Annotated in this window: 17 protein-coding genes and 2 pseudogenes; 12 read left to right on the forward strand and 7 right to left on the reverse strand. The window is 69.9% G+C overall.

Features of this window, described 5'->3' with window-relative positions; all coding sequences use genetic code 11:
- The first annotated feature begins 31 nt into the window (after positions 1-31).
- Complete coding sequence (locus tag OG413_RS36930; RefSeq protein WP_266813373.1) at positions 32-352, forward strand: YkvA family protein; 321 nt, start codon at positions 32-34, stop codon at positions 350-352.
- A gap of 134 nt (positions 353-486) precedes the next feature.
- Here the strand turns inward: OG413_RS36930 and OG413_RS36935 are convergent.
- Positions 487-815 (reverse strand): annotated as a pseudogene (locus tag OG413_RS36935) (hypothetical protein); the annotation flags it as partial.
- A 442-nt stretch (positions 816-1,257) separates the two neighbouring features.
- Positions 1,258-1,866 (reverse strand): hypothetical protein, encoded by a 609-nt coding sequence (locus tag OG413_RS36940; RefSeq protein WP_266813375.1) that lies wholly within the window; start codon positions 1,864-1,866, stop codon positions 1,258-1,260.
- A 200-nt stretch (positions 1,867-2,066) separates the two neighbouring features.
- Here OG413_RS36940 and OG413_RS36945 point away from each other — a divergent pair, with 200 nt between their 5' ends.
- The gene (locus OG413_RS36945) at positions 2,067-2,318 is read left to right on the forward strand and encodes a hypothetical protein (protein WP_266813377.1); all 252 of its coding nucleotides are present in this window, start codon (positions 2,067-2,069) and stop codon (positions 2,316-2,318) included.
- 124 nt (positions 2,319-2,442) lie between these two features.
- Here the strand turns inward: OG413_RS36945 and OG413_RS36950 are convergent, their stop codons facing one another.
- The 4 genes and pseudogenes from OG413_RS36950 to OG413_RS36965 form a co-directional block, all read right to left on the reverse strand.
- Positions 2,443-3,348, reverse strand: coding sequence for a MerR family transcriptional regulator (locus OG413_RS36950; RefSeq protein WP_266813378.1), 906 nt, complete (start codon positions 3,346-3,348; stop codon positions 2,443-2,445).
- Between the two features lie 172 nt (positions 3,349-3,520).
- Positions 3,521-3,763, reverse strand: a pseudogene (locus OG413_RS36955) (IS5/IS1182 family transposase); the annotation flags it as partial.
- A gap of 734 nt (positions 3,764-4,497) precedes the next feature.
- Positions 4,498-4,920, reverse strand: coding sequence for an ATP-binding protein (locus OG413_RS36960; protein WP_266813380.1), 423 nt, complete (start codon positions 4,918-4,920; stop codon positions 4,498-4,500).
- Between the two features lie 381 nt (positions 4,921-5,301).
- Positions 5,302-5,430 carry a hypothetical protein gene (locus tag OG413_RS36965; protein WP_266813382.1) on the reverse strand — a complete coding sequence of 43 codons (129 nt, stop codon included), beginning with the start codon at positions 5,428-5,430 and terminating at the stop codon, positions 5,302-5,304.
- A 363-nt stretch (positions 5,431-5,793) separates the two neighbouring features.
- On the opposite strand from OG413_RS36965, the gene OG413_RS36970 reads away from it, so the two are divergent.
- The 8 genes from OG413_RS36970 to OG413_RS37005 all read left to right on the forward strand — a co-directional run bounded on the left by OG413_RS36970 (position 5,794) and on the right by OG413_RS37005 (position 19,009).
- Complete coding sequence (locus tag OG413_RS36970) at positions 5,794-9,162, forward strand: LamG-like jellyroll fold domain-containing protein (protein WP_266813384.1); 3,369 nt, start codon at positions 5,794-5,796, stop codon at positions 9,160-9,162.
- Between the two features lie 460 nt (positions 9,163-9,622).
- Positions 9,623-10,708 carry an ABC transporter substrate-binding protein gene (locus tag OG413_RS36975; RefSeq protein ID WP_266813386.1) on the forward strand — a complete coding sequence of 362 codons (1,086 nt, stop codon included), beginning with the start codon at positions 9,623-9,625 and terminating at the stop codon, positions 10,706-10,708.
- A gap of 296 nt (positions 10,709-11,004) precedes the next feature.
- Entirely contained in the window at positions 11,005-12,552 is a 1,548-nt protein-coding gene (locus OG413_RS36980) for a sugar ABC transporter ATP-binding protein (protein WP_266814241.1), read from the forward strand.
- Complete coding sequence (locus OG413_RS36985; protein ID WP_266813388.1) at positions 12,549-13,535, forward strand: ABC transporter permease; 987 nt, start codon at positions 12,549-12,551, stop codon at positions 13,533-13,535. The genes OG413_RS36980 and OG413_RS36985 overlap by 4 nt, the downstream gene beginning before the upstream one ends.
- Positions 13,532-14,593 carry an ABC transporter permease gene (locus OG413_RS36990; protein WP_266813390.1) on the forward strand — a complete coding sequence of 354 codons (1,062 nt, stop codon included), beginning with the start codon at positions 13,532-13,534 and terminating at the stop codon, positions 14,591-14,593. The genes OG413_RS36985 and OG413_RS36990 overlap by 4 nt, the downstream gene beginning before the upstream one ends.
- 44 nt (positions 14,594-14,637) lie before the next feature.
- Entirely contained in the window at positions 14,638-15,672 is a 1,035-nt protein-coding gene (locus OG413_RS36995; protein WP_266813392.1) for a LacI family DNA-binding transcriptional regulator, read from the forward strand.
- A gap of 39 nt (positions 15,673-15,711) precedes the next feature.
- Positions 15,712-16,860, forward strand: a complete 1,149-nt coding sequence (locus tag OG413_RS37000; protein WP_266813394.1) for an aldose epimerase family protein — start codon at positions 15,712-15,714, stop codon at positions 16,858-16,860.
- 130 nt (positions 16,861-16,990) lie between these two features.
- Positions 16,991-19,009, forward strand: a complete 2,019-nt coding sequence (locus OG413_RS37005) for a translation factor GTPase family protein (RefSeq protein WP_266813396.1) — start codon at positions 16,991-16,993, stop codon at positions 19,007-19,009.
- 68 nt (positions 19,010-19,077) lie between these two features.
- Here OG413_RS37005 and OG413_RS37010 read toward each other — a convergent pair whose 3' ends face one another.
- Positions 19,078-22,242, reverse strand: a complete 3,165-nt coding sequence (locus OG413_RS37010) for an alpha-L-rhamnosidase (protein WP_266813398.1) — start codon at positions 22,240-22,242, stop codon at positions 19,078-19,080.
- 348 nt (positions 22,243-22,590) lie between these two features.
- On the opposite strand from OG413_RS37010, the gene OG413_RS37015 reads away from it, so the two are divergent.
- On the forward strand, positions 22,591-23,811 hold the full coding sequence (locus OG413_RS37015) for a cytochrome P450 (protein ID WP_266814242.1): 1,221 nt from the start codon (positions 22,591-22,593) through the stop codon (positions 23,809-23,811).
- On the forward strand, positions 23,783-24,964 hold the full coding sequence (locus tag OG413_RS37020) for a type III polyketide synthase (protein ID WP_266814243.1): 1,182 nt from the start codon (positions 23,783-23,785) through the stop codon (positions 24,962-24,964). The genes OG413_RS37015 and OG413_RS37020 overlap by 29 nt, the downstream gene beginning before the upstream one ends.
- Positions 24,965-25,019: the final 55 nt, after the last annotated feature.

Consider the following 25,019-nt stretch of genomic DNA (forward strand, 5'->3'; position numbering starts at 1 on the left):
CGTCCCGGACCGTTCCGGTGCACGATGAGTCATGGACACCACCGCTTGGCTCCTCTTCGGCGCGGCCGCCGCGCTGCTCACCCTGGGCGTGGCGGCGATTCTCCTCGTCCGCGTGATCAAGGCCAGGAAGCTCCTGCTGGACGCGGGAATCCCGCTGCGTGACAAGGCACTGGTGTGGGCGGCGGTGATCTACACCGTGTCGCCGGTGGACCTGCTGCCGGACCCCGTCTACCTCGACGACATCGGTTTCCTGATGCTGGCCCTGCGCTCGCTCCACGCGGCAGCCGCCGCGGGCGGGGCGCGCCTGCGGGCGGCAACCCTTCGGCGGCCGGGAGCGACTGACGCTACGTAACCCGCCCCGGGCGGCACCACACCCGACGGCGCGGCAAGGGCGGCATCCCGCCTGCCGAGGTTCCCGAGTGACGAAGCCCCCGCTGCCCTGATGGGCGGCGGGGGTATCCTCGCTGTGACGGCGCAAGCCCAACGGCAGCTCTCCTCGTACTTCACCGCGGTGAACTCGACGGGCTGCCCGTTGAGGGCGGCACCCGGGGCGGGCGATACTGGGTGCACACCTTCCAGTTGCTTTCCAGTAGGACCATGCGGCCCTGCGCCGCGTCCGTTGTCGTGATCGACGTACCCGAGTCCAGGGCGCCGCGGGCCGCCTTGACCGACTTCCCGACCTGGTTCGGCATCTTGTCGCCTGCCGCCTTGGGGGCCTTGGCGTCGCTGGAGGGGCACGTCTCCTCAAGCTTCACCGCACCGAAATCCAACTCTGTGTCGGTGGACACCGTCTTGCCCGCCTTGACGTTCTGGGAGCCAAAGGTTCCGTTGGTGACCCAGTTGTGATCATAAAGTGAAGAAATCGCGGGCTGTGCTGGGCGTGCGAGGTATCTCCACCCGGGCCGAGAGGGCCGTCCTCTTGGCTGCTTCCTCATCGAGGAGGCAGCGCATAACGTTCCCTGAAGCGTGGCCTCTTGGGGCGACCGCTCTCGATAGCATCCATATTGTGGCCGGTCGGAGGTGCTTCACGGACGCCCGGCCCTGACTGCCATCTTTCGCTCTCCGTCGGCTCTCCGTGCTGCGTGATGTCCCACTGGACGAGCCGTTCGTTGAGCGCCTGGAAACGTCGGGCCGGATCCCGGACCTCTTCGCTCCCGTGAAGGTGATCTCTGGGCGCGACTGCCCGCGAGCAGGTCCGGCTTCAGCACGCTGGACTTGGCAGGGAATGGAAGCGGACCGCCGCTGACCTGCGCCGTCTCAAGGACCGAGATTATTCTGAGTCCGCTGCCTGCGATGCCTCGGGCGGAACCGGCGAAGCAGACGGCCGGATTGCAGAGAGTCCGCCTCCTCGGCCCGGACTCCGAGGGAGGTCCTCGCAGCGTTCAGGAACGAGTCGTACCCACTTGCGTAGGACGCCGCCAGTCCAGCCCTCGCCGTCATCAAAGCCGCCCGGTCCTGCTGCAAAGTGCCAAACCGGATGAGTTCAGGAGCGTCGTCAAACAGCAGCGTCCGGCGAAGCTGATATGCCTCGTCGACGACACTCTGCGGCGCCCGGAGTTCCAGTGCCGTGAACGCACGTTTCAGCGGCTGCGGGTCCAGATCCCGCGCCCGGCTCTCCATCGCGTCCCACTGCCCCTGGAACGCGTTCTCGTACAGGGTTTGGAACTCTTGGTACACCTGCTCGGCTTGGGTGATGAACTCGGCATAGAGCGAGGGCAGAAGCTCACGAATCCACTGAGCGTCCGCCTGGTAGCGCATTGCTCGTGCCTGGTTCCGACCGGCAGCAACGGCGCCGGCGGCGCCCAGGAACGCGCCACCGAGAGCCGCTCCCGCAGCGATCACCCCGACCAGAACTTCGCCGTCCACGTACGCCCCCGCCTGTTTACGAAGGCCGGAAGCTACCACGGCAGACAACCGCTACTGCCCCGGTTGAGTGCTGAAGAGCCCTGCAGGATGCCGAACTACCCGCTGAGGTTTTGCCGGGATGCCGAAGCGCTACCACCGAAGACGTCGCGGGGCTGTACGAGTTCGTCCTTGAGCGCGCCAATGAGGAGTGGGAGGCAATCATGGGTCATGAGATCTTGGACCCCGACGCCCTGACCCGCTTCTGCAGCATCTCGAACTGCAACAAGCTTGCCGTGACGAGTGCCTCCGCGTACATCTTGGACCTCCTCAAGCAAGGCGATGCCGAGCAGGCCGCCCTCACCTGGCACTACTTGACCGCCGCTGGCGAGGAGTGGAGGGAACACCCTGACCACCTCCACCGCTGGGAGAACATCCAGCGCGCGGAGATCCGTCGGCAGCTCGCGGGTGACTGACGTGGACGACGATGTGGAGAGGGTCGACGCCGAACTCATCGACGACGCCCGCCTCCCCGCCCTACTGCCCGAGGGGAGGTCCTCCCGGCCGCTCGTTGACCAGCACGCGATTCCGGGCCGTGTTTCAGGAAGCGGGTGACTCGTGGGCGGCGAGTTCTTCGGCCAATACCATGCAGCGCAGGCGGGCCGGGGAGAAGTCGTAGGGCATCTTTCCTATGGCTTCGAATGCGCTCATGGACTCTTGCCCCCCGCCGGAGCTTCGGCCGGCCTCGTCCTCACCCTCATCAGCGGTAGCGGGGTGCAAAGTGTCCCAGGAGTCGAAGAGCGCGTCGTCGCTCTCCGGCAGGCCGGAATCCTCGATAACGGCGTGCAACGCCTTTTCGAAGGCGTGCCGTTCGGCAGCCACCCGGGCCACGCGGGGGTCATCGACGGCGATCGCGTCGTCGAGTGCCTCCTCGGCTGCATCCATACGGTCGGAGTCCTCCCGCAGATCCGGGTGAGTGGCCAGGGCGATGAAACGGGTGGCCTGGACGGCCGCACCGAGCGGGCCGAAGATCCGCTCGGTGACCAGCAGGCTGTCCAGGTCCGCCTGGCGCAGGGAGCCCTCGGGCAGGCTCTTGAGGCGGCTGGTGACGAAGTCGGAGAGCAGACCCATCCTGCTGCCCTCGGTACGCATGCGCTGCACGGCAGTCCGTTGCCGCCGCAGTTCCGCTTCCTGGGCGACGAGGGTTTCCTCCAGCCGTTCCAGGATGCTCGCGATGCCGTCGTCGCTGTCGGCACCGGCGGAAGCCGTGTCGGCGGAGGCGTCACGGATGTCGTCCAGGGCGACCCCGGCGTCGGCCATCTTGCGGATCCACAGCAGCCGGATCATGTCGTCGTAGCCGTAGCGGCGGCGGTCGTCGCCGCCCCGCACGGGCTCGGGGAGCAGGCCGATCTCGTGGTAGTGACGGATCGCCCGCGGTGTGGTGCCGACGAAGGCCGCCGCGTCACCGATCTTGACCTGGCGCGGCGGGATGAAGGACGAGTACATGAGCAGGGGCCTTCCTCAGTGGGGCGGGACGTGAGTCCACCGGACCACATACCGCTACGGAAGGTGCAACCCGAGTCTCTTCGCCCGGTACCCGTGCCAGGACAAGCACCCCTTCTCCGTAACGATCGGCCCGCCCTCTGCCAGGACAACCGCGGGAAGGCAGGCGGGGGCACAGCCACTGGTGTATCGCTGCGACCTGGACCGTCGCCTCAGGCCGCACCGCGGGTTCGTCGAACCGGGTCGCCACGGCCCGATGCTGCTTGAGACGGCTGATCACACATTCGACAGCGTGCCGCGCCTTGTAGTCCTGACGGTCGAAAGCGGGTGGACGGCCACCGTTACGGCCCCGGCGCCTGCGATTGCGGACCTGATCGGCCCGCTCGGGAATCGTGCACCTGATGCCGCGTCTGCGCAGCGGAGTACCTCGACCGTGGGGCGAAGCGCGGCGACATCCAGTGCCTCAAAGCCGGCCCGGCCCGAGCAAGTCGACCGCACCGCTGACCAGTGGCCCAGACGGCACGATGCCGCCGGCCTCGGTGAATGTGGTCGGTGGCATCACCGCGTCAGAATGCTGAAGCACGGGGTGGGGGCGCATTCTGTGCGCCACTGATCGGGGGTACCGCCGCTTCGGTCTGTCCATGGATTCACGGTGGCACGGGTTTCCGATCGCTCCCCCTGGTTCCCATGGCCCCAGGTCACGCCGCTTTCGTACCGCAGGTGAGGCGGGTCGAGCGTGTGGCCCATGAAGGCGGAATCCGGGGGGAATCGGGGGAGCGAACGCCTGTGGGGGACATTCGGGGAGTCCCCACTTCGGTCCTCAAGGGATATCGCGGGAATTCAAGGGCACGGGAAAAGTCCAGGTCAACGCCTCCCGTGATCTTCGAGCGGAGATTTCCGCTGGCGGCGCCGCTCTGGCCGGGCAGAACACCGCGTACAACCAGCCACCGCACCCGAGTCTCGCGATCGGCTCCGGAGCGCCGGGCGACCCGCGTACCGACGCACCTCCCCGGTCGTCGGACACTCGTACCCGGCCGTCGTACGTTCCCGGTCGGCGGACGCTCGCACCGGGGCGTCGGCCGACCCGGTCATCGGCCGCCGGGCGGCTCGTGGGCGCGGCGGCCATCGGCGTACGTCGGTGTCCGTCGGCGGTCAGTGCGGAACGCTGGCCGTGATGACCTTGCCGCCACCGGCCCGGTCACGCACGCTGACCCCGGGGGCCAGCCGCCGCACCATCAGCCATCCGAAGCCGCCGGTCCGCCCCGTCAGGTCGGGCGCGCGGGGCTGGGGATGGACGGAGCTCGGATCGGTGACGCTGATATGGACGCCGCTGCGGTCGACCTTCAGCCACAGCGCGGTGACACCTCCGGCGTGCCGGAGCGCGTTGGTGACCAGCTCCGACACGAGCAGCAGCAGATTCTGGACCGTGTGCGCGGCCGGAGCGGGATTCAGCCGCAGCAGGAACGAGGCGACCGCCTCGCGCGCTTCGGCGGCCCGCTGAGGCCGGCAGACGAACTCGGTACGCGTCTCCCCAACGGGTGAAGGCGCCATCGGAATGTGGTCTTCGGTACTCATTCACACTCACTCCGTCGAGTCGGCACCTTGACAGTGGTTCGCCTACCCCCGCTCACGGATTGCATGGACCGTGTCCGGAGAATTCCGGCGGTCGTGATCGAGCCGTCGGCCGCCCCGCCCGTCCAGGGGGCACGGCCCGTGAGGCAGCAGGCGGATCCCGCCGGATCCCGCCGGATCCCGCCGGATCCCGCCGGATCCCGCCGGATTTCGCATCACGATCCAGTGCGCGCCCCTGCTCACGAACACGGCCCCGCACTCCTCGTGCCAGGACCGGCTGACGCCCAGAGGGTCGGTGACGACCGGCGGCCGGTTCTTCCGCCCGCGCCATGGGACGACGCGGGACGGCTGCCCGCCGGGGGAGCGCAGCACGGTCAACTCCGTTTACCGCGCCTCGATCAGGGCGCCGAGTCCTGTCGCGTACGAGGTGAACGCCGGTACGTCGTCCACCGCGAAGTCGGGATGGGAGCCGCCCGGCCGCGCACCGACGGTCGTTTCGTATGAGGAAGACAATGGGTAATCCCACTGCGGGTAACGCAAGGGCCGGGCTGTCGGGGCGTGCGGCGCGCGACGGGCCGTAGCTCCGGGCCGCTCGCGTCCGCCCCGGATCGGGCCGGTCGCTCGGTCGCCCGGCTGCCGGGCCGCTCGGTCGCGCGCGTAGGTGTAGGCGTAGGAACCGGTGTCAGCTTCCGCGGCCTCGTGGTGAGACCGCACCGGCGAAGGGCGGGCGGGTGGACGAGCGGGCGGGCGGACGAGTTCTGCCTGCTCCGGGCCGTGTCCCCCGGCCGGGTGGTCGGGGGGTGCGTCCACGCCAAATTTCTATCGTTGGAAATTTTGCGTGCACGACCGTTGTGGTGCGTTTGGCGGTGTGGCTCAATGTTCGACCATGTGCTGTGCCTCACAGGTCCGAGGCACTTCGGCTCCTTCGACGAGGACGACGCCTTGAGACGACAACACCCCCGCCCCCGAGCCCTGTTCAGGGCGCTGGCCTGTGCCGCGGCTCTACTGATGCCCCTCGGTGCCACCCTGGTCCCGGCGGCTGCCGCCGCGCCCGCCAAGCCCGCCGGAGCGCTTGCCGCGCCCGCCGGAGCCGCGGCGACCGCCTTCGCCGACGACGACCCGGCCATCGAGGTGAACGGGCTGAAGGGTGAGTACTTCAGCATGTCCGCCCCCGGTGCCCGCGACTTCGCCGAGCTCGGTGCGACAGCCCTGGATCCGGAGATCAACTTCCCCGCACTCACCGGTGCGTTCGAGTCCGCGACCGGCAGAACCGAACACACGACGGCCCGCTGGACCGGCCTTCTGGAGGCGCCCGAGACAGGCGACTACACCTTCGCCGCCAGCGGCGACAACGGATTCCGACTCTTCCTCGACGGCAACGTTGTCATCGACCACTGGCAGCCGGACTGGGACAACGAACAGACCAGCGAACCCGTCGCGTTGACCGCCGGAGAGCCGCACGAGTTCCGGCTGGAGATGTTCCAGGACACCGGCGGCGCCAACATGTTCCTGCGCTGGTCGAGCGAGAAGCTCAAGAAGCAGATCGTGCCCGAGTCCGCCTTCACCCCGCCCGCGGGCTTCGAGGTCTACCCGGTGGGCCTGAGTGTCGCCGAGGACGGCACCCGGATCCAGGCCACCTTCGAGGACCGGGTCAGCGACATCGCGGGCGTCAAGGACCACCTCCGGATCGAGACCGACACTTCCCCGATGCCGGTGAAGTCGGTCGTCAGGGCCTCGGACAACCCCGAGGCGCTCATTGTCACGCTCGCCGGGCCCGTGCAGAAGGGCCAGCAGGTGCGGTTCGCGTACGACGGTGAGGGCGGTCTCCGGTCGGGCGGCGAGATCGTCCCGGAGATCAGCCGCACGGCCAGGAATCTCTCCACGCACCGGCTGACCACCTCGTGGGGCGACAAGCTCGACCGCGACCACCCGTTGCCCGAGTACCCCCGGCCGCAGCAGGTGCGGGCCAAGTGGCAGAACCTCAACGGCCCCTGGGAGTTCGCCGGGGCCACTGAGGGCGAGCGGCCCGTCTTCGGCAAGAGGCTCGGCGAGCGCATCACCGTGCCGTTCCCCGTGGAGTCCCAGCTGTCGGGCCTGGAACGCCATGAGGACCACATGTTCTACCGCAGGCTCGTCACGGTGCCGAAGAACTGGTCCGTCGGCGGCAACGGCAGCGGGGCCCAGCGGCTGAAGCTCAACTTCGACGCCGTCGACTACCGGGCCACGGTCTGGGTCAACGGCACGAAGGTCACCGAACACACCGGCGGCTACACCGCATTCAGCGCCGACATCACCGACGCGCTGAAGGGCCGCGGCCCGCAGGAGATCGTCGTGGCCGTCACCGACGTGACCGGACCCGACCAGCCCAAGGGCAAGCAGTCCACGAACCCAGGCGGCATCGTCTACACCCCCTCCTCCGGCATCTGGCAGACCGTGTGGATGGAACCGGTCGCCCCCGCCTCCGTGGACACGCTGACGACCACCCCGGACATCGGCAGCGGCACGCTCGCGCTGACCGTCAACTCCGCCGACGCCTCGGCCGGAGCCCGCGTCAAGGCCGTCGCCCGCGACCGCAGGGGCAAGGTCGTCGGCACGGTCTCCGGACCGGCCAACCGCGCGCTGACCGTGCCGGTGCGGAACCCGCACCTCTGGTCGCCGGACGACCCGTACCTGTACGAACTCGATGTGACCCTGACCGACGGCCGGTCCACGGACACCGTCGAGAGCTACTTCGGGATGCGCTCCCTGAAGATCGACAAGGTGGGCGGCTACCAGAAGCTCGTGCTCAACGGAAAGCCCTTCTTCTCCCTCGCCATGCTGGACCAGGGATTCTGGCCCGACGGCCTCTACACCCAGCCCAGCGACGCGGCGCTCACCTTCGACCTCAAGGCACAGAAGGACCTCGGTTTCAACGCGGTGCGCAAGCACATCAAGGTGGAGTCGCCCCGGTGGTACTACCACGCCGACCGGCTCGGTCTGCTGGTGTGGCAGGACTTCGTCTCCAGCGACATCAACGGCGACCAGGGCAAGCGGGCCTTTCTCTCCCAGGGCGCGGAGATGATGAGGCAACTGCACAACTCGCCCTCGATCGGCGGCTGGATCGTCTTCAACGAGGGCTGGGGCGAGTGGGACCGCACCGAGACCGGAAAGATCGCCGAAGCGGTGAAGGCCGATGACCCGTCCCGTGTCGTCAACGCCCACAGCGGGGTCAACTGCTGCTCCTCGAAGGGTGATTCCGGCAAGGGCGACATCCTCGACCACCACGACTACGTGAACAACGACGCACCGTTCCCCGACCACCGGGCCGCGATGGACGGCGAGCACGGCGGATTCACGCTCCGTACCCCCGGGCACATGTGGCCTGGCGCTCCCGCCGCCATCTACAGCGGGGTCGCGGACAAGGCCGCGCTCACCGCGAAGTACGTCGACAACACCCGTACGTACTACCTCGCGGCCGCCGGCGCCGAGCTGTCCGGCTCTGTGTACACCCAGGTCAGCGACCTGGAGAATGAACTCAACGGCCTCTGGACATACGACCGCAGGGAGGTCAAGGTCGACCCCGTCAAGGTCCGCCGGATCAATCAGGAGGTCATCGCGGCGGGCGCGGCGGCCGGTGACCGCGACGGGCTGAAGGGCGGCGCCGCATGGTCGCTGGACGAGGGCAGGGGCACGACCGCCGCCGACAGCGGCCCCAACCGGGCGCCCCTGGCACTCGTCGCGGGCGCCTCCTGGACACCGGGCGTGAAGGGCTCCGCCCTCAGGTTCGACGGCGCCGGACAGTACGCCGAGACCCGCGGCCCGGTGGTCGACACCACCGGGACCTACTCGGTGTCGGCCTGGGCGTCACTGGACTCGCTCCCGGGCAACTACACCACGGTGGTCAGCCAGGACGGCCGGCGTCAGGAGAATCCGTTCTATCTCCAGTACGGACAGGGCGCGTTCGCCTTCAGCACCCCGGGCGGCCACCGCGCGCGGCTGGAGATGAAGCCGCGGATGGGCGCGTGGTACCACCTCGTCGGTGTACGCGACGGGGACGAGCTGAAGCTGTACGTCGACGGGAAGCCGGTGGCGACCGCCGCGGCGGGTCCCGCCGACGTCAGCACCGGGCCGCTCTCCGTGGGCCGCGCCAAGTGGGGTGGTGGCAACGTTGACTTCTTCGACGGATCCATCGACCAGGTGAAGGTGTACGACAGGGCGCTCACCGACGACGAGGTGAGCGCGCTCCACAGCGGCGAACGGCCGTAGGCGTCCGCGGAGGGGCCGGCCGAGCGGCGACACGACGCTCATCGCCGCCCGGCCGGTCCGGCAGGTCGCCCGCGTCGCGGCCCTCCGCGTGGACCTCTGCGTCGCGGCCCTCCTCATCGCGCCCGCCGAAGCTTCGGCGCGGAATCGGCGTGCGCAAATCCCTTACGCATCCGAGGAGTTGACCACCCTCTCGCACCGCCGCCGCAGGACGGCGGCACATTTTGGAAACGCACCGACCACGCTCTTGCCGCCTGTGCCGCACCGCCTATATAACGTTGTAAACCGAGCCGCCGACAGGCCGCGCAAGCCCCCTCGCCCGCCGTTCGCGCAGGACGGCGAAGGGGCGTGAGTCATGCGGTCCCCTCGGCCGCCGAGCGGCCGTCACGTCATCCAGTCATCGTTTCTGTCCCGACCGCACGCCGATCGGCGTGCGGTCAATCCGCCAAGGAGCGTCCCGCGCATGATGATCCAGCGCCGATCCCGTACCCTCGCCGCGGCCTGCCTGCTCGCGGCCACCGCCACGCTGGCCGCCGCCGGCTGCGCCAAGTCGGAGACCACGAACAGCGCGGGTTCCGGCAGCGGCCAGGGCGCCCAGGCGGCCGAGTCCCCCCAGAGCAGCTCCGGTTCGGGCTGTTCGCTGCAGACCTACGGCGCGCCGAAGCTGGACCTCAAGGACGCGGTGGTCGGCTTCTCCCAGTCGGAGAAGGAGGCCAACCCGTTCCGTATCGCCGAGACCCAGTCCATCAAGGACGAGGCCAAGAAGGTCGGCGTCAAGAAACTGCTCACCACCAACGCGCAGTCGCAGCTCTCCAAGCAGATCAGTGACATCCAGGACATGCTGTCGCAGGGCGCCCAGTTCCTCATCGTCGCCCCGCTGAACTCGGACGGTCTGGAACCCGCCCTGAAGGCCGCCGCCGCCAAGAAGGTGCCCGTCCTCACCATCGACCGCAAGGTCAACTCCACGGCCTGCAAGGACTATGTGGCCTTCCTCGGCTCCGACTTCGTCGAGCAGGGCAAGCGCGCCGCCGACGCGATGATCAAGGCGACCGGCGGCAAGGGCAAGGTCGCCATCCTCCTCGGTGCCTCCGGCAACAACGTCACCACCGACCGGACCAAGGGCTTCGTCGACCGGATCAAGGCCGAGGCGCCGGGCATCGAGATCGTCGCCCAGCAGACCGGCGAGTTCGCCCGGGACAAGGGCCAGCAGGTCATGGAACAGCTCATCCAGTCCAAGCCCGACATCACCGCCGTCTACGCGGAGAACGACGAGATGGGCCTCGGTGCGGTCACCGCGCTCAAGGCCGCCGGGAAGAAGCCCGGCAAGGACGTCAAGATCGTCTCGGTCGACGGCACCCGCAACGCGGTGCAGGCACTGGTCAACGGCGAATACAACGCAGTCATCGAGTCCAATCCGCGCTTCGGACCGCTGGCCTTCGCGACCGCGCGGAAGTTCTACGGCGGTGAGGAGATCCCGGAGAACGTGATCATCACCGACCGCGCGTACGACGAGTCCAACGCCGAGGCATCCCTCGGCGGCGCGTACTGACCGTACTGACCCCTCCCTCCGGCTCATGGCCGTCGCGGCGCTGCCCGGCGCCACGACGGCCGCCGGGCCCACACTCCCGTAACACCGGAAGGTCAGGTTCGATGGCACCACCCGAAGCAGTACCCGAGCCGTCGCAGGCCCCCGCCGGGCCCGTGGCGGCCGCCTCGACCGCAGTCCCGGCAGCCTCAGGAGCCCCCGGAACTCCCGAAGCTTCCGGAACCCGAGCAACCCCCAACACCGCGGCGGCCCCCCACGCCCCAACAGCCGCCGGAGCCCTGGCGCTTCCCGCCGGCGCCGTGCTGGAGGCCCGCTCGGTGAGCAAGCGGTTCCCGGGGGTCGTCGCCCTCGACGACGTCTCCTTCGCCCTGCGCGCCGGGGAGACCCATGCGCTGGTCGGTGAGAACGGCGCCGGGAAATCCACCCTCATCAAGGTGCTGACCGGGGTCTACCGGCCCGACGGGGGCGAACTGCGGATGGCCGGATCGCCGGTCCGCTTCGCCCGGCCGTCCGAGGCCCAGCAGGCCGGGATCTCCACCATCTATCAGGAGGTGAACCTCGTCCCGCTGATGAGCGTGGCGCGCAACGTCTTCCTCGGCCGCGAGCCCAAGAACCGCCTCGGGCTCATCGACTTCGCCCGGATGCACCGCGAGACGACCGACCTCCTCGACGGTTTCGGCGTCCGCCTCGACCCCCGAAGGCCCCTGCACACCCTGGGAATCGGCACCCAGCAGATGGTCGCGCTGGCACGTGCCGTCTCCGTCCGCGCCCAGGTCGTCATCATGGACGAACCCACCTCCTCCCTCGAACCGCGCGAGGTGGAGACGCTCTTCCGGGTCATCGCGAACCTGCGCGGCCAGGGCATCGCGGTTCTCTACGTCAGCCACCGCATGGACGAGCTGTACCGCGTCTGCGACCGCGTCACCGTGCTGCGCGACGGCCGCCACATCCATACCGGCGACCTCGCGGACCTGGACCGGATGCAACTGGTGTCGATGATGCTCGGCCGCGACATGGCCGAGGTGCGCCGCTCCGGGGTCACCGGCTTCGCCGCCGGGGGACACGACGCGGCCCGTACCCCCGTGCTCACCGCCACGGGACTCTCCAGCCGCCACCAACTCCACGACATATCCCTGTCGTTGTACGCGGGCGAGGTGCTCGGACTCGGCGGACTCCTCGGCTCCGGTCGAAGCGAGACGGCCAAGGCCCTGTCCGGCGCGCTCGGCCTGGACGCCGGAGACGTGAGCGTCGACGGCCACCGGCTGAGCCGCCTCACCCCGGCGGCCGCGATCCGGGCGGGCATCAGCCGGCTGCCCGAGGACCGCAAGGCCGACGGGATCGTCCCCGGTCTCTCCGTCCGCGAGAACATCGTGCTGGCGGCCATGCCCCGCCTCTCCCGCGCCGGAGTCATCTCCCGGGCCAGGCAGGACCGCATCGTCGACATCTTCATGAAGCGCCTGCGGATCAAGGCGTCCAGCCCCGAGCAGAAGGTCGGTGAGCTGTCCGGCGGCAACCAGCAGAAGGTGCTGCTGGCCCGCTGGCTCTGCCTGGAACCCAAGGTCCTGCTGCTGGACGAACCCACCCGGGGCATCGATGTCGGCGCCAAGGCCGAGGTCCAGAGCCTCATCGACGACCTGGCCCGCGAGGGCCTGGCGGTCCTGCTCATCTCCTCCGACATCGAGGAACTCATCGAGGGCGCCGACCGCGTCGTCGTCCTGCGCGGGGGCTCCGTCGCGGGCGAACTGGCGGGCGACGACGTGGCGGAGAGCCGCCTGCTCGCCGTGCTCGCCGACCACACGCCGGAGCCCATTGGGAAGGCCCCGGCCGCTCAGGAGGACCCCCGATGACCACCCCCGCCACGCTCTCCCCGCCCACGAAACCCGCCGCGAACCCCCTCGCGCGGCTGCGCGACCCCGCCTGGTACCAGGAGTACGGCGTGTACGCCGCCGTCGTCGTGGTGCTGCTCTTCAACGCCCTGTTCACCGAACACTTCATGACCGCCGACAACCTGCGTACCCAGCTCGTCCAGGTCGCTCCCATCGTGATCGTCGCCCTGGGCATGGCCCTGGTCATCGGCACCGAGGGCATCGACCTGTCCGTCGGCTCCACCATGGCCCTGGCCACGGCGCTCCTGCCGCTCTACCTCGGATACGGGCTCGTGCCCGCGCTCGTCGTCGCGATGCTGGCGGGCGCGGTCGTCGGCGCGGTCAACGGGACCCTGGTCTCCCTCGTCGGGCTCCAGCCCATCGTCGCCACCCTCGCGCTGTTCGTCGGGGGCCGGGGCCTGGCCCTGGTCCTGGCCGACGGGCGGCTCAAGCAGATCGTCAACCCGGATCTGCTCGCCCTGGGAACCGGTTCGTTCCTCGGAATCCCCCTGGTCGTGCTGATCGCGGGCGCGCTCGCCGTGGCCGTCGCGTTCCTGGTCCACCGCACCACCTTCGGCCGCCGGCTCGTCGCCATCGGCGGCAACCGCTCGGCGGCCACCCTGGCCGGACTGCCCGTCACCCGCGTACTCATCGGCGTGTACGTGCTCTGCGGAGTGCTGGCCGCCCTGGCCGGCATCCTCGCGACCGCGAGACTCACCGCCAGCGACCCGTCCTCGATGGGCACCCTCATGGAACTGTCCGCCATCACGGCGGTCGTGGTCGGCGGCACGCCGCTGGGCGGAGGCTCCATCCGGGTGCTCGGCACCGTGGCGGGCGCCCTGCTGATGCAGCTGCTGCGCGCCACGCTCGTCAAGCACGACCTGCCCGACTCCACCGCACAGATCGCCCAGGCGGCCATCATCATCGCCGCCGTCTACGTCGCCCGGGAGCGTCGGTCCCGATGAACGAAACCACCCCCGCCCCCGCGCCCCGGGCCCCGGCACCGCGGAAGACACCCGCGGCCGGACCCGGCGGCGCGCCCCGCCCCCTCGCCGGCCCCGAACCGGCACCCCGGCAGCGCATCGCCGAACTCGTCCAGCGCCAGGGCGTCCTCGCGGTCCTGCTGACCGTCGTGGTCATCGCCTCGTTCGTCTACCCGACGTTCGCCTCCCTGGACAACGCCCGCGGGGTGACCGTGCAGGCGTCGTTCCTCGCCGTCGTCGCCCTCGGCATGACGCTGGTCATCATCACCGGCGGCATCGACCTGTCGGTCGGCTCCGTCTTCGCCCTCGGCGGGGTCCTGGCCGCCTGGGCCTCGCAATGGGGCCTCCTGCCCGCACTGCTGGTGCCCCTCGTGGCGTGCGGCGCGATCGGACTGCTCAACGGCTTCCTGATCGCGCGGGCGGGAATGGCGCCCTTCATCGTCACCCTCGCCACCCTGCTCGCGGCCCGGGGTATCCTCCTCGCCCTCACCGACGAGGGCGCCACCACGTATCTGGTGCCCAAAGGGTCCGCCTTCGCCGAGCTGGGACAGGGCAGCGTCCAGGGCTTCGGGTACCCGATCCTGATCGCCCTGGTGCTGTTCGGGGCGGGTGGCCTGCTGCTCCAGCGCACCTCGTTCGGGCAGACCCTGTTCGCCGTCGGAGGCAGTGGTGACGCCGCCACCCTGATGGGCCTCCCCGTCGCCCGTACGAAGATCCTCGTCTACACGCTCAGCGGGCTGCTGGCCGGACTTGCCGGGGCGCTCAACGCGGCCAGGCTGTCCTCCGGCGTCACCATCGTCGGCGTGGGCATGGAGCTGGACGCGATCTCCGCCGTCGTCATCGGCGGAACGCTGCTCGTCGGCGGTGCCGGTTCGATCAGCGGCACGCTCTGGGGCGTTCTGCTGCTCGCCGTCATCCAGAACCTCATCAACCAGATCGGCTCGCTCAACTCCTCGTACCAGTCGGTGGTCAGCGGGGGCTTCCTTATCGTTGTCGTCGTGGCCCAGCGCTATCTGGCGCGCAGTCGCAGAACCACCTGAACCCGTCGGGGCCGGGCAGAGCCGAATCCAAGTCAAGGAGTGCCGTGGGCGTCAGCCTCAAGGACGTTGCGCAACGGGCGGGCGTGTCCATCAAGACCGTGTCGAACGTGGTGAACAACTATCAGCACGTCACACCCAAGATGCGGGCCAAGGTGCAGCAGGCGATCGACGAGCTCGGCTACCGGCCGAACCTCACCGCCCGGCACCTGCGCAAGGGCCGCACCGGCATCATCGCCCTCGCGGTGCCCGAGTTCGGCAACCCGTACTTCGCGGAACTGGCCGGAGCCGTCGTCGACGCGGCCGCCCGGCACGACTACACCGTGCTGGTCGACCACACCGCGGGCCTCCGCGAGAAGGAACTGCTGGTCAGTCAGGGATTCCGGTCCCATGTGATCGACGGCCTCATCCTCAGCCCCATCCATCTGGAGACGGAGGACCTGATGGCACGCACCGAGACGGCGCCGCTCGTCCTGCTGGGGGAGCGCGAGTACGAGGCCCCGTACGACCACATCGCCATCGACAACGTGGCCGCGTCCCGCGAGGCCGTACGCCACCTGATCGACAACGGGCACCGCCGGATCGCGTTCCTCGGCTCCCGCACCGGCCGCGAACGCCAGCCCGCCCACCTGCGGCTGCGGGGCTGGCGCGAGGAACTGGTGGCGGCGGGCATCGAGCCGGACGAGTCCCTGGTGGTGGTCACCGACGGCTACGGCCGCGAGGACGGGGCCGCGGCCATGGCCTCCCTCCTCGACCGGGGGGAGCGGCCCGACGCGGTGTTCGCCTACAACGACCTCATCGCGGTCGGGGCCATGCGCACGATCACGGAGCGCCGGCTCGCCGTCCCGGCCGACATCGCCGTCGTCGGCTTCGACGACATCGAGGAGAGCCGGTACGGCACGACCACCCTCACCACCATCGCCCCCGACAAGGAAGCCATCGCCCGGCTCGCCGTGGACAGCCTCGTGGAGCGCCTCACGGGAAAGCCGGTGTCCGAGCCCCGGCGGCCACGCCCCGGATACCGCCTCATCGTCCGCGAATCCACCGCGCCCCGAACCGGCCCCGGCCCCCTCGGCCCGTAGGGCCCTCGCCCGGCGGCGCGCTCCCCACAAGGAACGCCGATGCCCAGCCCCACCGCGCACCGCACACCGTTCGGCTCCGCCCACGGTCATACGGAGGCCGACCTCTGGACCCTCGACTCCGGTACGGGAGTCCGGGCCGAAGTCCTCACGTACGGCGGTGTCCTGCACAGCCTCACCGTGCCGGACACCGCCGGGTTCCCCGGTCACATCGTCCGGTCGCTCACCGGGATCGACGACTACACCGGCGAGAACCCCTACTTCGGTGCCGTCGTCGGACGCTACGCCAACCGCATCGCACACGGCCGCTTCCCCCTCGACGGCACCACGCACCACATCCCCGCCAATGACCGGGGCCACGCGCTGCACGGCGGCCCCGACGGCTTCCACACCAAGGTGTGGCGGGCCACCGCCCGGGTCACCCACACCGCCGCGGCCCTCCGGCTCACCCTGCGCAGCCCCGACGGCGACATGGGCTTTCCCGGTGCGCTGGACGCCGCCGTGACCTACACCCTCGACACCACCGGCACCTTCGCCCTCGACTACACCGCGACCACCGACCGCCCCACGGTCGTCAACCTCACCAACCACGCCTACCTCAACCTGGGCGGCGGCGACATCCTCGGCCACACGCTGGAGGTCGACGCCGACCACTACCTCCCGGTCGGCCCCGACGGCATCCCCGAGGGACCCGCGGTGCCCGTGCGGGGCACCCCGTTCGACCTCACGGCACCGCGCCGGGTGGGGGAGCGGATCGCCCTCCCGGACGAGCAACTACGCCTGGCGGGCGGCTTCGACCACTGCTGGATCCTCCGCGACCCGGACGTGGGCACGGACATGGATCCGGACGCGGACACGCACCCGGCCACCGGCCCCTGGCACCCCGGCGACCTGCGCCGCGCCGCACGTCTCACCGCCCCCGACGCGGCCCGGACGCTGGAGATTTGGACCACGGAACCGGGCATCCAGGTCTACACCGCCAACCAGCTCGACGGCACGTTCACCGATGCCCGGGGCCGCCGCCACGGGCGCCACGGCTCGGTCTGCCTGGAGACCCAGCACCTCCCCGACTCACCCAACCGCCCCGCCCACCCGAGCACCGTGCTGCGCCCCGGCGACACGATGCGCAGCCGTACCGAATGGCGCTTCCCGCACCTCACGGGTGCTCCGGGGGACGGCCGAAGCAATTAATCGGTTGCGGGGTGCGACGCCGCCCTGCTGTAATCCCGGCACACGCATTCGACCCAGGAGATGATTATGCGCGGAGCTTTTGTGTCCACCCAGACAGGAATTCACACCTATCTTGAGGGCATGAAGCTCAGTGCACACGTTGAATCTGGGAATTCTGGCGCACGTCGACGCCGGTAAGACAAGCCTGACCGAGCGGCTGCTCCACGCCGCCGGAGTCATCGACGAAATCGGCAGCGTCGACGACGGCAGTACACAGACCGATTCGCTCGACCTGGAACGGCAGCGCGGCATCACGATCAAGTCCGCCGTCGTCTCCTTCGTCATCGACGACATCGCGGTCAACCTGATCGACACCCCGGGCCACCCGGACTTCATCGCCGAGGTGGAACGGGTCCTCGGCGTGCTCGACGGCGCCGTGCTGGTCGTCTCCGCCGTGGAGGGCGTCCAGGCGCAGACCCGCGTCCTGATGCGGACGCTGCGCAGGCTGCGCATCCCGACCCTGATCTTCGTCAACAAGACCGACCGGGCCGGAGCACAGTACGAACAGCTCCTCGCGAGCATCGCGGAACGGCTCTCCCCGGACATCGTCGCGATGGGCTCGGCCCAGGGGCTGGGCACCCGCGGCGCGCGCGGCACCCCGTTCACGGCAGCCGACGCCGCCTTCACCGCCGCGCTGACCGACCTGCTCACCGCCCACGACGACGACCTGCTCGCCGCGTACGTCGACGATCCGACGGCCGTCCCGTACGAGCGGCTCCGCGGCGCACTGGCCGCGCAGACCGGGCGGGCGCTGGTGCATCCGGTCTTCTTCGGCTCCGCCGCCACGGGTGCGGGTGTCGCCGACCTGGTCGCCGGAATCACCGAACTGCTGCCCACCGCACCGGGCGACGCCCACAGCCCGGCCTCCGGCACGGTGTTCAAGGTCGACCGCGGTCCGACGGGGGAGAAGATCGCGTACATCCGGATGTTCACCGGGACGGTGCGTACGCGCGAAGTGCTCCGGTTCCGCAGCGCGGACGGGACACAGGGCGAGGGCAAGGTCTCCGCGATCAGCGTCTTCGACAGGGGCACGGAGGCGCGCCGTCATTGCGTCGACGCGGGCCGGATCGCCCGGATCCGGGGGTTCGGGGACATCCGGATCGGCGACACGATCGGCGACGCGGCGGCCGAACCGGTGGTGCACCACTTCGCCCCGCCGACCCTGGAAACGGTCGTCGTCCCCCACCGCCGGGCGGACCGGGGCACCCTGCACCTCGCCCTCGGACGGCTCGCCGAACAGGACCCGCTGATCGCTCTGCGGCACGACGACATCCGGCAGGAGGTGTCCGTCTCCCTCTACGGCGAGGTGCAGAAGGAGGTCATCCAGGCGACGCTGGCGGACGAGTTCGGCGTCGAGGTCACGTTCCGCGAGACCACGACCATCTGCCTGGAGCGGCCCGTCGGCACGGGCGCCGCCTTCGAGATCATCGACAAGGACCCCAACCCCTTTCTCGCCACCGTCGGACTCCGGGTCGATCCCGCCCCGCTCGGCAGCGGAGTGGAATTCCGGCGGGAAGTGGAACTCGGCTCCATGCCGTATTCCTTCATGAGAGCGGTGGAGGAAACCGTACTGACCACACTGCGTCAGGGAATTCACGGCTGGCAGGTCACCGACTGCGTGGTCACGATGACACATTCGGGATACTGGCCCCGGCAGAGCCATTCCCATGCGACGTTCGACAAGACGATGTCGAGCACCGCCGGTGACTTCCGCCACCTGACGCCCCTGGTGCTGATGAGCGCCCTGCGGGAGGCCGGAACCAGGGTGTACGAGCCGATGCACCGCTTCCGGATCGAGCTGCCGTACGACACCTTCGGGCCGCTGGTGCCGGTGCTCGCCCGGCTGCGCGCCGTGCCGGGGACACCCGTGGTCCGGGGCTCGACATGCACGCTGGAAGGAGACGTCCCGGCCGCCCGTGTGCATGAACTCCAGCAGCTGCTGCCGGAGATGACGCGGGGGGAGGGCGTCCTGGAGTCCGCCTTCGCGCACCACCTGCCGGTCACCGGAACGCCCCCGGAGCGCTCGCGCACCGACCACGATCCGCTGCACCGCAAGGAGTATCTGCTGCGCACCCTGCGCCGGGTCGGCACAGGCGGCGACGGCAGCTGAGCACAGAGGGGGGTGCGGTCCGGTCCACGGGACCGCACCACCCCGAGTGCCACCCGCCCGCGACGGGCTCAGGCCGCGGTGAAGCGATGTGTTCCCGAACCCGCCGCGAACACGGCGCATCCCTCGTCCAGCCGGAGGAACCGCGCCGAGCCGCCCTCGGCCGAGGCGCTGCTGCCGCCCGGGACCCAGACCTCGGCGGTGGTGTTGGCGGGGAACGAGACCCGCGGCGAGAACCCCTTCCGGCCCGTCGACCAGCGGGTGGTGACCGGTCCGTAGAGCGAGTCGAAGCGGCCTTGAGCCTTGGTCACCCCGCCGCCGGGGCGCGGCCGGACCACGATCTTCCGGAAGCCCGGGGCGCCCGGGGCGATGCCCGCGATGTTCGCGTACATCCATTCGCCGACCGAGCCGTACGCGTAGTGGTTGAACGAGTTCATCCCGGCGTCCAGGAAACTTCCGTCCGGCCTGATGGAGTCCCAGCGCTCCCACATCGTGGTCGCGCCCCGGTCGATCTGATAGCCCCAGCTGGGGAACGTCCGCTGTGTCAGCAGCCGGTAGGCGACGTCCGTATGGCCGGTGGCGGTGAGCACCGGGAGCAGTCGTGGGGTACCGAGGAAGCCGGTCGACAGATGCCAGTCCTTCGCCTCGATCAGCGCGACCAGCCGGTCGGCGGCGGGCCCCCGGTCGGTCGCGGTGAGCGGATCCATGGACAGAGCCAGCACGTACGCCGTCTGCGTGTCCCCCTTCACCCGTCCGCCCGCCGAGACATAGGCGGCCCGGAACGCCTCCCGGACCCGGCCGAACAGCGCCCGGTACGGCTCCGGGTCCTTGCCCAGCACCCCGGCGGTCCGGGCCACGAGATCGGCGCTGTGCGCGAAGTACGCCGTACCGATGACGTCCTTGGGCGTCTCGTCCTGGATGTTGAGCCAGTCGCCGTACCCCTCGTCGGGGCGCAGCAGGCCCGTGCTGTGGGTGGTGAGGTAGTCCAGCCACTTCACCATCGAGGCCCAGGACTGCTCCAGCACCCTCACGTCCCCGTACGCCCGGTACAGCGCCCAGGGCACGGTGACCCCGGCGTCGCCCCACCCCGCCACGCCCTTGCCGACCGGCCCGACGAGCGGCGCCACGTCCGGGAAGGCGCCGTCGGTGGCCTGGTCGTCACGCAGATCCTGGAGCCACTTGGTGAGGAAGCGGGCCGACTCCATCGTGTACGCGGCGGTGGGGGCGAACACGTTGATGTCACCGGTCCAGCCGAGCCGTTCGTCCCGTGCCGGGGTGTCGGTCGGAATCGAGACGAAGTTCCCGCGCTGGCCCCAAGTGATGTTGCTGTGCAGCTGGTCGAGCTGGGGAACGTTCGTGGAGAAGTCCATCGTGAAGGGCGCCGCGGTATGGATCACGCGCCCCACGACGGCGTCGCGCGACGGCCGGCCGGGATATCCGGTGACCTCGACATAGCGGAAGCCGTGGAAGGTGAAGCGCGGCTCGTACGTCTCCGTCCCGCGCCCCTTGAGGATGTACGTGTCCGTGGCGCGGGCGGTGCGCAGATTGGCGGTGTAGATCGTGCCGTCCGGGTTGAGCACCTCGGCGTGCCGCATCCGCACGGTGGTTCCGGCCGGACCGCTGACCGTCAGCCGGGCCGTCCCCACCATGTTCTGGCCGAGGTCGAAGACGAACACGCCGGGCTCGGGCTCGGTCACCGCGCGGGCCGTCAGCTCCTGTGCCACCCGGGAGGGCCCGTCCACCCCGGCGACCACCACCGCGGTGACCCCGTCGACGGCGTCCGCCCCGGTCCACGCGCTGTCGTCGAATCCGGTGCGTGTCCACCCGTCCGTCTCCAGGCGGCCGTCGTACGTCTCGCCCGCCATCAGGTCGGCCTCGGTGACCGGCCCGGCAGCCGCGCGCCAGCCGGTGTCCGAGACCACCCGCTCGCTCGTTCCGTCGGTGTAGGTGATCTCCAACTGAGCCAGCACGGCGGGCTGTTCTCCGTACTGGTGCGGGCCGAACCAACCGATGCTGCCCGCGTACCAGCCAGCGGCCAGCGTCACCGCGAGCGCTTTGCCGCCGGGCCGGAGCAGGGCCGTCACGTCGTACGTCTGGTACTGGACCCGCTTGCGGTAGTCGGTCCAGCCCGGCGCGAGCCGGTCCTCGCCGACCCGCTCGCCGTTCAGATACGCCTCGTACAGGCCGAGCGCCGTGGAGTACAGGCGGGCCCGTGCCACGTTTCGGCGCCCCAGCCGGAACTCCTGGCGCAGCCGGCCGGCGGGGGAGTGCGCCACCGGGACCTTCCCCCAGGGGCCGGAGCCCCAGGGGGCGAGGACGGCGGCGGCGGACCAGGCGGTGTCGTCGTAACCGGCGGACCGCCGGTCGCCCTCGGGCTCCCGGTCCACGGTGCGCCAGTCGGCGCCGGTGGGGAGGGTGCGCACCCCGTCGGCGGTGGTGAGTTCCAGTACGCCCAGCAGCCCGGCCGGTCCGGCCACGGCGTTGGTGGCGGACACCGCGATCACGTTGGCGCCCGGCCGGAGGCGCGAGGTCACATCCACGAGGACCGGGCGGCTCCAGTTCCGCGCGGGGCCGTCCGCCTCGGTGTGCGCCACCTCGGCGCCGTTCACATGGGCGGTGAAGCCGTCGTCGGCGGTCAGTACCAGGCGGGCGCGGGTGACGCCCGGCGGGACGTCGGCCCGGCCGCGGAACCAACGCGTCGCCGCGGGCGCGCTGGTGGCCGGATCGCCTTCGGGGAACCAGATCCATGAGGCGTCGTCCAGCGCGGGTGCGCCGGTCAGCGCGACGGGCGCGCCGATCCACCGCGCGGACCAGTCGGTGGCCTCCAGGAGTCCGGTCTCCCACCAGGACGGCGCGCTCCATCCGGAGGCCGTGCCGTCGGCGTCCCAGACTCGCACCGACCAGAAGTAGCGCGTGCGGGACACCAGGGGCGGTCTTGCGTACGGCACCAGGACCGACTGGCCGGACGCGACCTTGCCGCTGTCCCAGACGTCCGGTTCGGCCAGCCGCCCGGGGTCCGTGGCGACCCGCAGCCGGTAGGCGCTCTGCCGGTGGCCGGGCCGGTCGGAGGTGAGCGGCCAACTCAGCCTGGGGCGCGGAGTGTCGAGGCCGAGCGGATGGTGTACGTATTCGACGCCCGGTCCGGCGACCCGGACCGCGTCGGCGGCGCCGCCGGAGAGGGCGGCTCCCAGGGCGGTGGCGGCGGTGTTGCTGAGCAGTCGTCCTCTGTTGATCACAACGCGGCTCCGTTACGACTCGATGATGAATCGTTTCACGGCAGTGAAGCTAGAGTTGTGGGTGTGCTACGTCAATAGGCACGTTGAGACTGAAACCTTTCATGGCTGACCATTCATGGCCGCTCGGGCGCGCAACGGCGTCGCCCCGTGTGGCCCGTGGCGCCGGAGCGCGGAAATTCATCCGTGTGCGCGGCAAGCTCCCTCCATCAGCCCTGTCGCTCCGTCAGATCCCCCTCTGATCGGTTGACTACGGAGTGTGGGTGACATGTTCCGCTGAGTTATGGGGGAGATAGGGGAGGTCTGTTTCCGGGCCCGGAGCCGGCACGCCCTGAATTCCCCGAACCGGTCATTGGGAGAACCTCGGTGGAGAACACGGAATCCGTACGCAGCTGTCCGTTCGACTATGCCCAGCAACTGGAGTTCGACCCCCAGCTTCGGGAGTTGCTGACCGAAGCGCCGGTGTCCCGCATCCGTATGGCGTACGGAGAGGGCGAAGCCTGGCTCGTCACCCGCTACGAGGACGTCCGGACGGTCACCACCGACCGGCGCTTCAGCCGCAGTGCCGTCACGGGCCGCGACTTTCCGCGGATGACCCCGGAGCCCATCGTCCAGGCGGAGTCCATCAACCTGATGGACCCGCCCGACAGCAGCCGTCTGCGGAGCCTGGTGGCCAAGAGCTTCACCCCCCGCCGCGTGGAGCACCTGCGCCACCGGACCCAGCGCATCGTGGACCAGCTGCTCCAGGACATGGAGGACGGCGGATCCCCGGCCGACTTCGTGGCCCGGGTGTCCGCTCCGCTGCCGCTGATCACCATCTGCGAGGCGCTCGACATTCCCGAAGCGGACCGCCCCTGGCTCCGCGCCCACGCCCTGACCATGATGAACACCGGCGCCGCGGGCAAGGAAGCCGCGGTACGTGCCAAGGCCGAACTGCGCGCGTACTTCACCGAACTGACGGCCGACCGGCGCCGCTCGCCCGGCGAGGACCTCATCAGCACGCTCGCCACGGCCAGGGACGGCGCCGAACTGCTCGACGACAACGAACTGGCTGTCATGGCCATGGTGCTGCTCATCACGGGCCAGGACACCACGACGTACCAACTCGGCAATATCGCCTACACGCTGCTCACCAGGCCCGCGCTCCTGGAATCGCTGCGGGCGGCCCCCGAGCAGCTGCCCCGGACCCTGGAGGAGCTGCTGCGGTACATCCCGTTCCGCAAGGGCGTCGGCATTCCTCGGATCGCCACCGAGGACGTGGAGCTCGGCGGCGTCGCCATCCGGGCCGGTGACGTGGTCCACGTCTCCTATCTGACGGCCAACCGGGACGCCAGGAAGTTCGAACGCCCCGACGAACTGGACCCGGACCGGCCGTCCATCCCGCACATGACGTTCGGCTGGGGCGCGCACCACTGCCTGGGCGCGCCGCTCGCCACGATGGAACTGGAAGTGGCCTTCTCGTCGCTGCTGACCCGTTTCCCGGCCCTGAGCCTCGACGTACCGCCCGAGGAAGTCCAATGGAACACGACCTCCATCTGGCGTTATCCGCTCGCCCTGCCCGTCACGTGGTGACGAGAGCCTCCGCTCCAGAGAACGAGGAGAACCCATGGCGACTCTGTGCCGACCGGCCATCGCTGTGCCCGAACACGTCATCACGATGCAGCAGACCCTGGACCTGGCCCGGGAGACACACGCCGACCACCCCCAGCGCGGCCTCGTCCTGCGGCTCATCCAGAACACCGGGGTGCAGACCCGGCACCTCGTCCAGCCGATCGAGGAGACCCTGAGGCACCCCGGATTCGAGGTGCGCAACAAGCTGTACGAGGCGGAGGCGAAGACCCGCGTCCCCGAAGTCGTCCGGCAGGCACTGGCGAACGCCGAACTGGAGGCCGCGGAGATCGACCTGATCGTCTATGTGTCCTGCACGGGCTTCATGATGCCCTCGCTGACCGCATGGCTGATCAACTCGATGGGCTTCCGCTCCGAGACCCGGCAGCTCCCCATCGCCCAGCTCGGCTGCGCCGCGGGCGGTGCGGCCATCAACCGGGCGCACGACTTCTGTCTCGCCTACCCGCGGGCCAATGTGCTCATCGTGTCCTGCGAGTTCTGCTCGCTGTGCTACCAGCCGACCGATATCGGGGTCGGCTCACTGCTCTCCAACGGACTGTTCGGGGACGCGGTTTCGGCAGCCGTGGTCCGTGGGCAGGGCGGCACCGGCATGTACCTGGAACGCAACGGTTCCCATCTGGTGCCCGACACCGAGGACTGGATCTCCTACGCGGTACGCGACACGGGATTCCACTTCCTGCTCGACAAGCGGGTGCCCGGCACCATGGAGATGCTCGCGCCGGTCCTCAAGGATCTGGTCGACCGGCATGGCTGGACCGTTCCGGCCATGGACTTCTTCATCGTGCACGCGGGCGGTCCGCGCATTCTCGATGACCTCTGCCACTATCTGAACCTGCCGCCGGAGATGTTCCGCTTCAGCAGGGCCACGCTCACCGAACGAGGCAATATCGCCAGCTCGGTCGTCTTCGACGCGCTCGCGCGGCTGTTCGAGGACGGTTGTCCGGCGGAATCCGCGCAGGGGTTGATCGCCGGATTCGGACCCGGCATCACGGCAGAGGTGGCGGTCGGCCGCTGGGCCGTCCACGGGGAACAGGCCCGGGAGCGCGGCGACCGTACCGACCGGGGGCTCAGAGAGAGCGTTGCGCTGTCCGGCTGATCCCGCTAAGGCATCCCCGGGGTGGGGACGAAGGAACTGGTGTTCGCACTTCGCG

The organism is Streptomyces sp. NBC_01433, assembly GCF_026340105.1.
GTDB lineage: Bacteria > Actinomycetota > Actinomycetes > Streptomycetales > Streptomycetaceae > Streptomyces.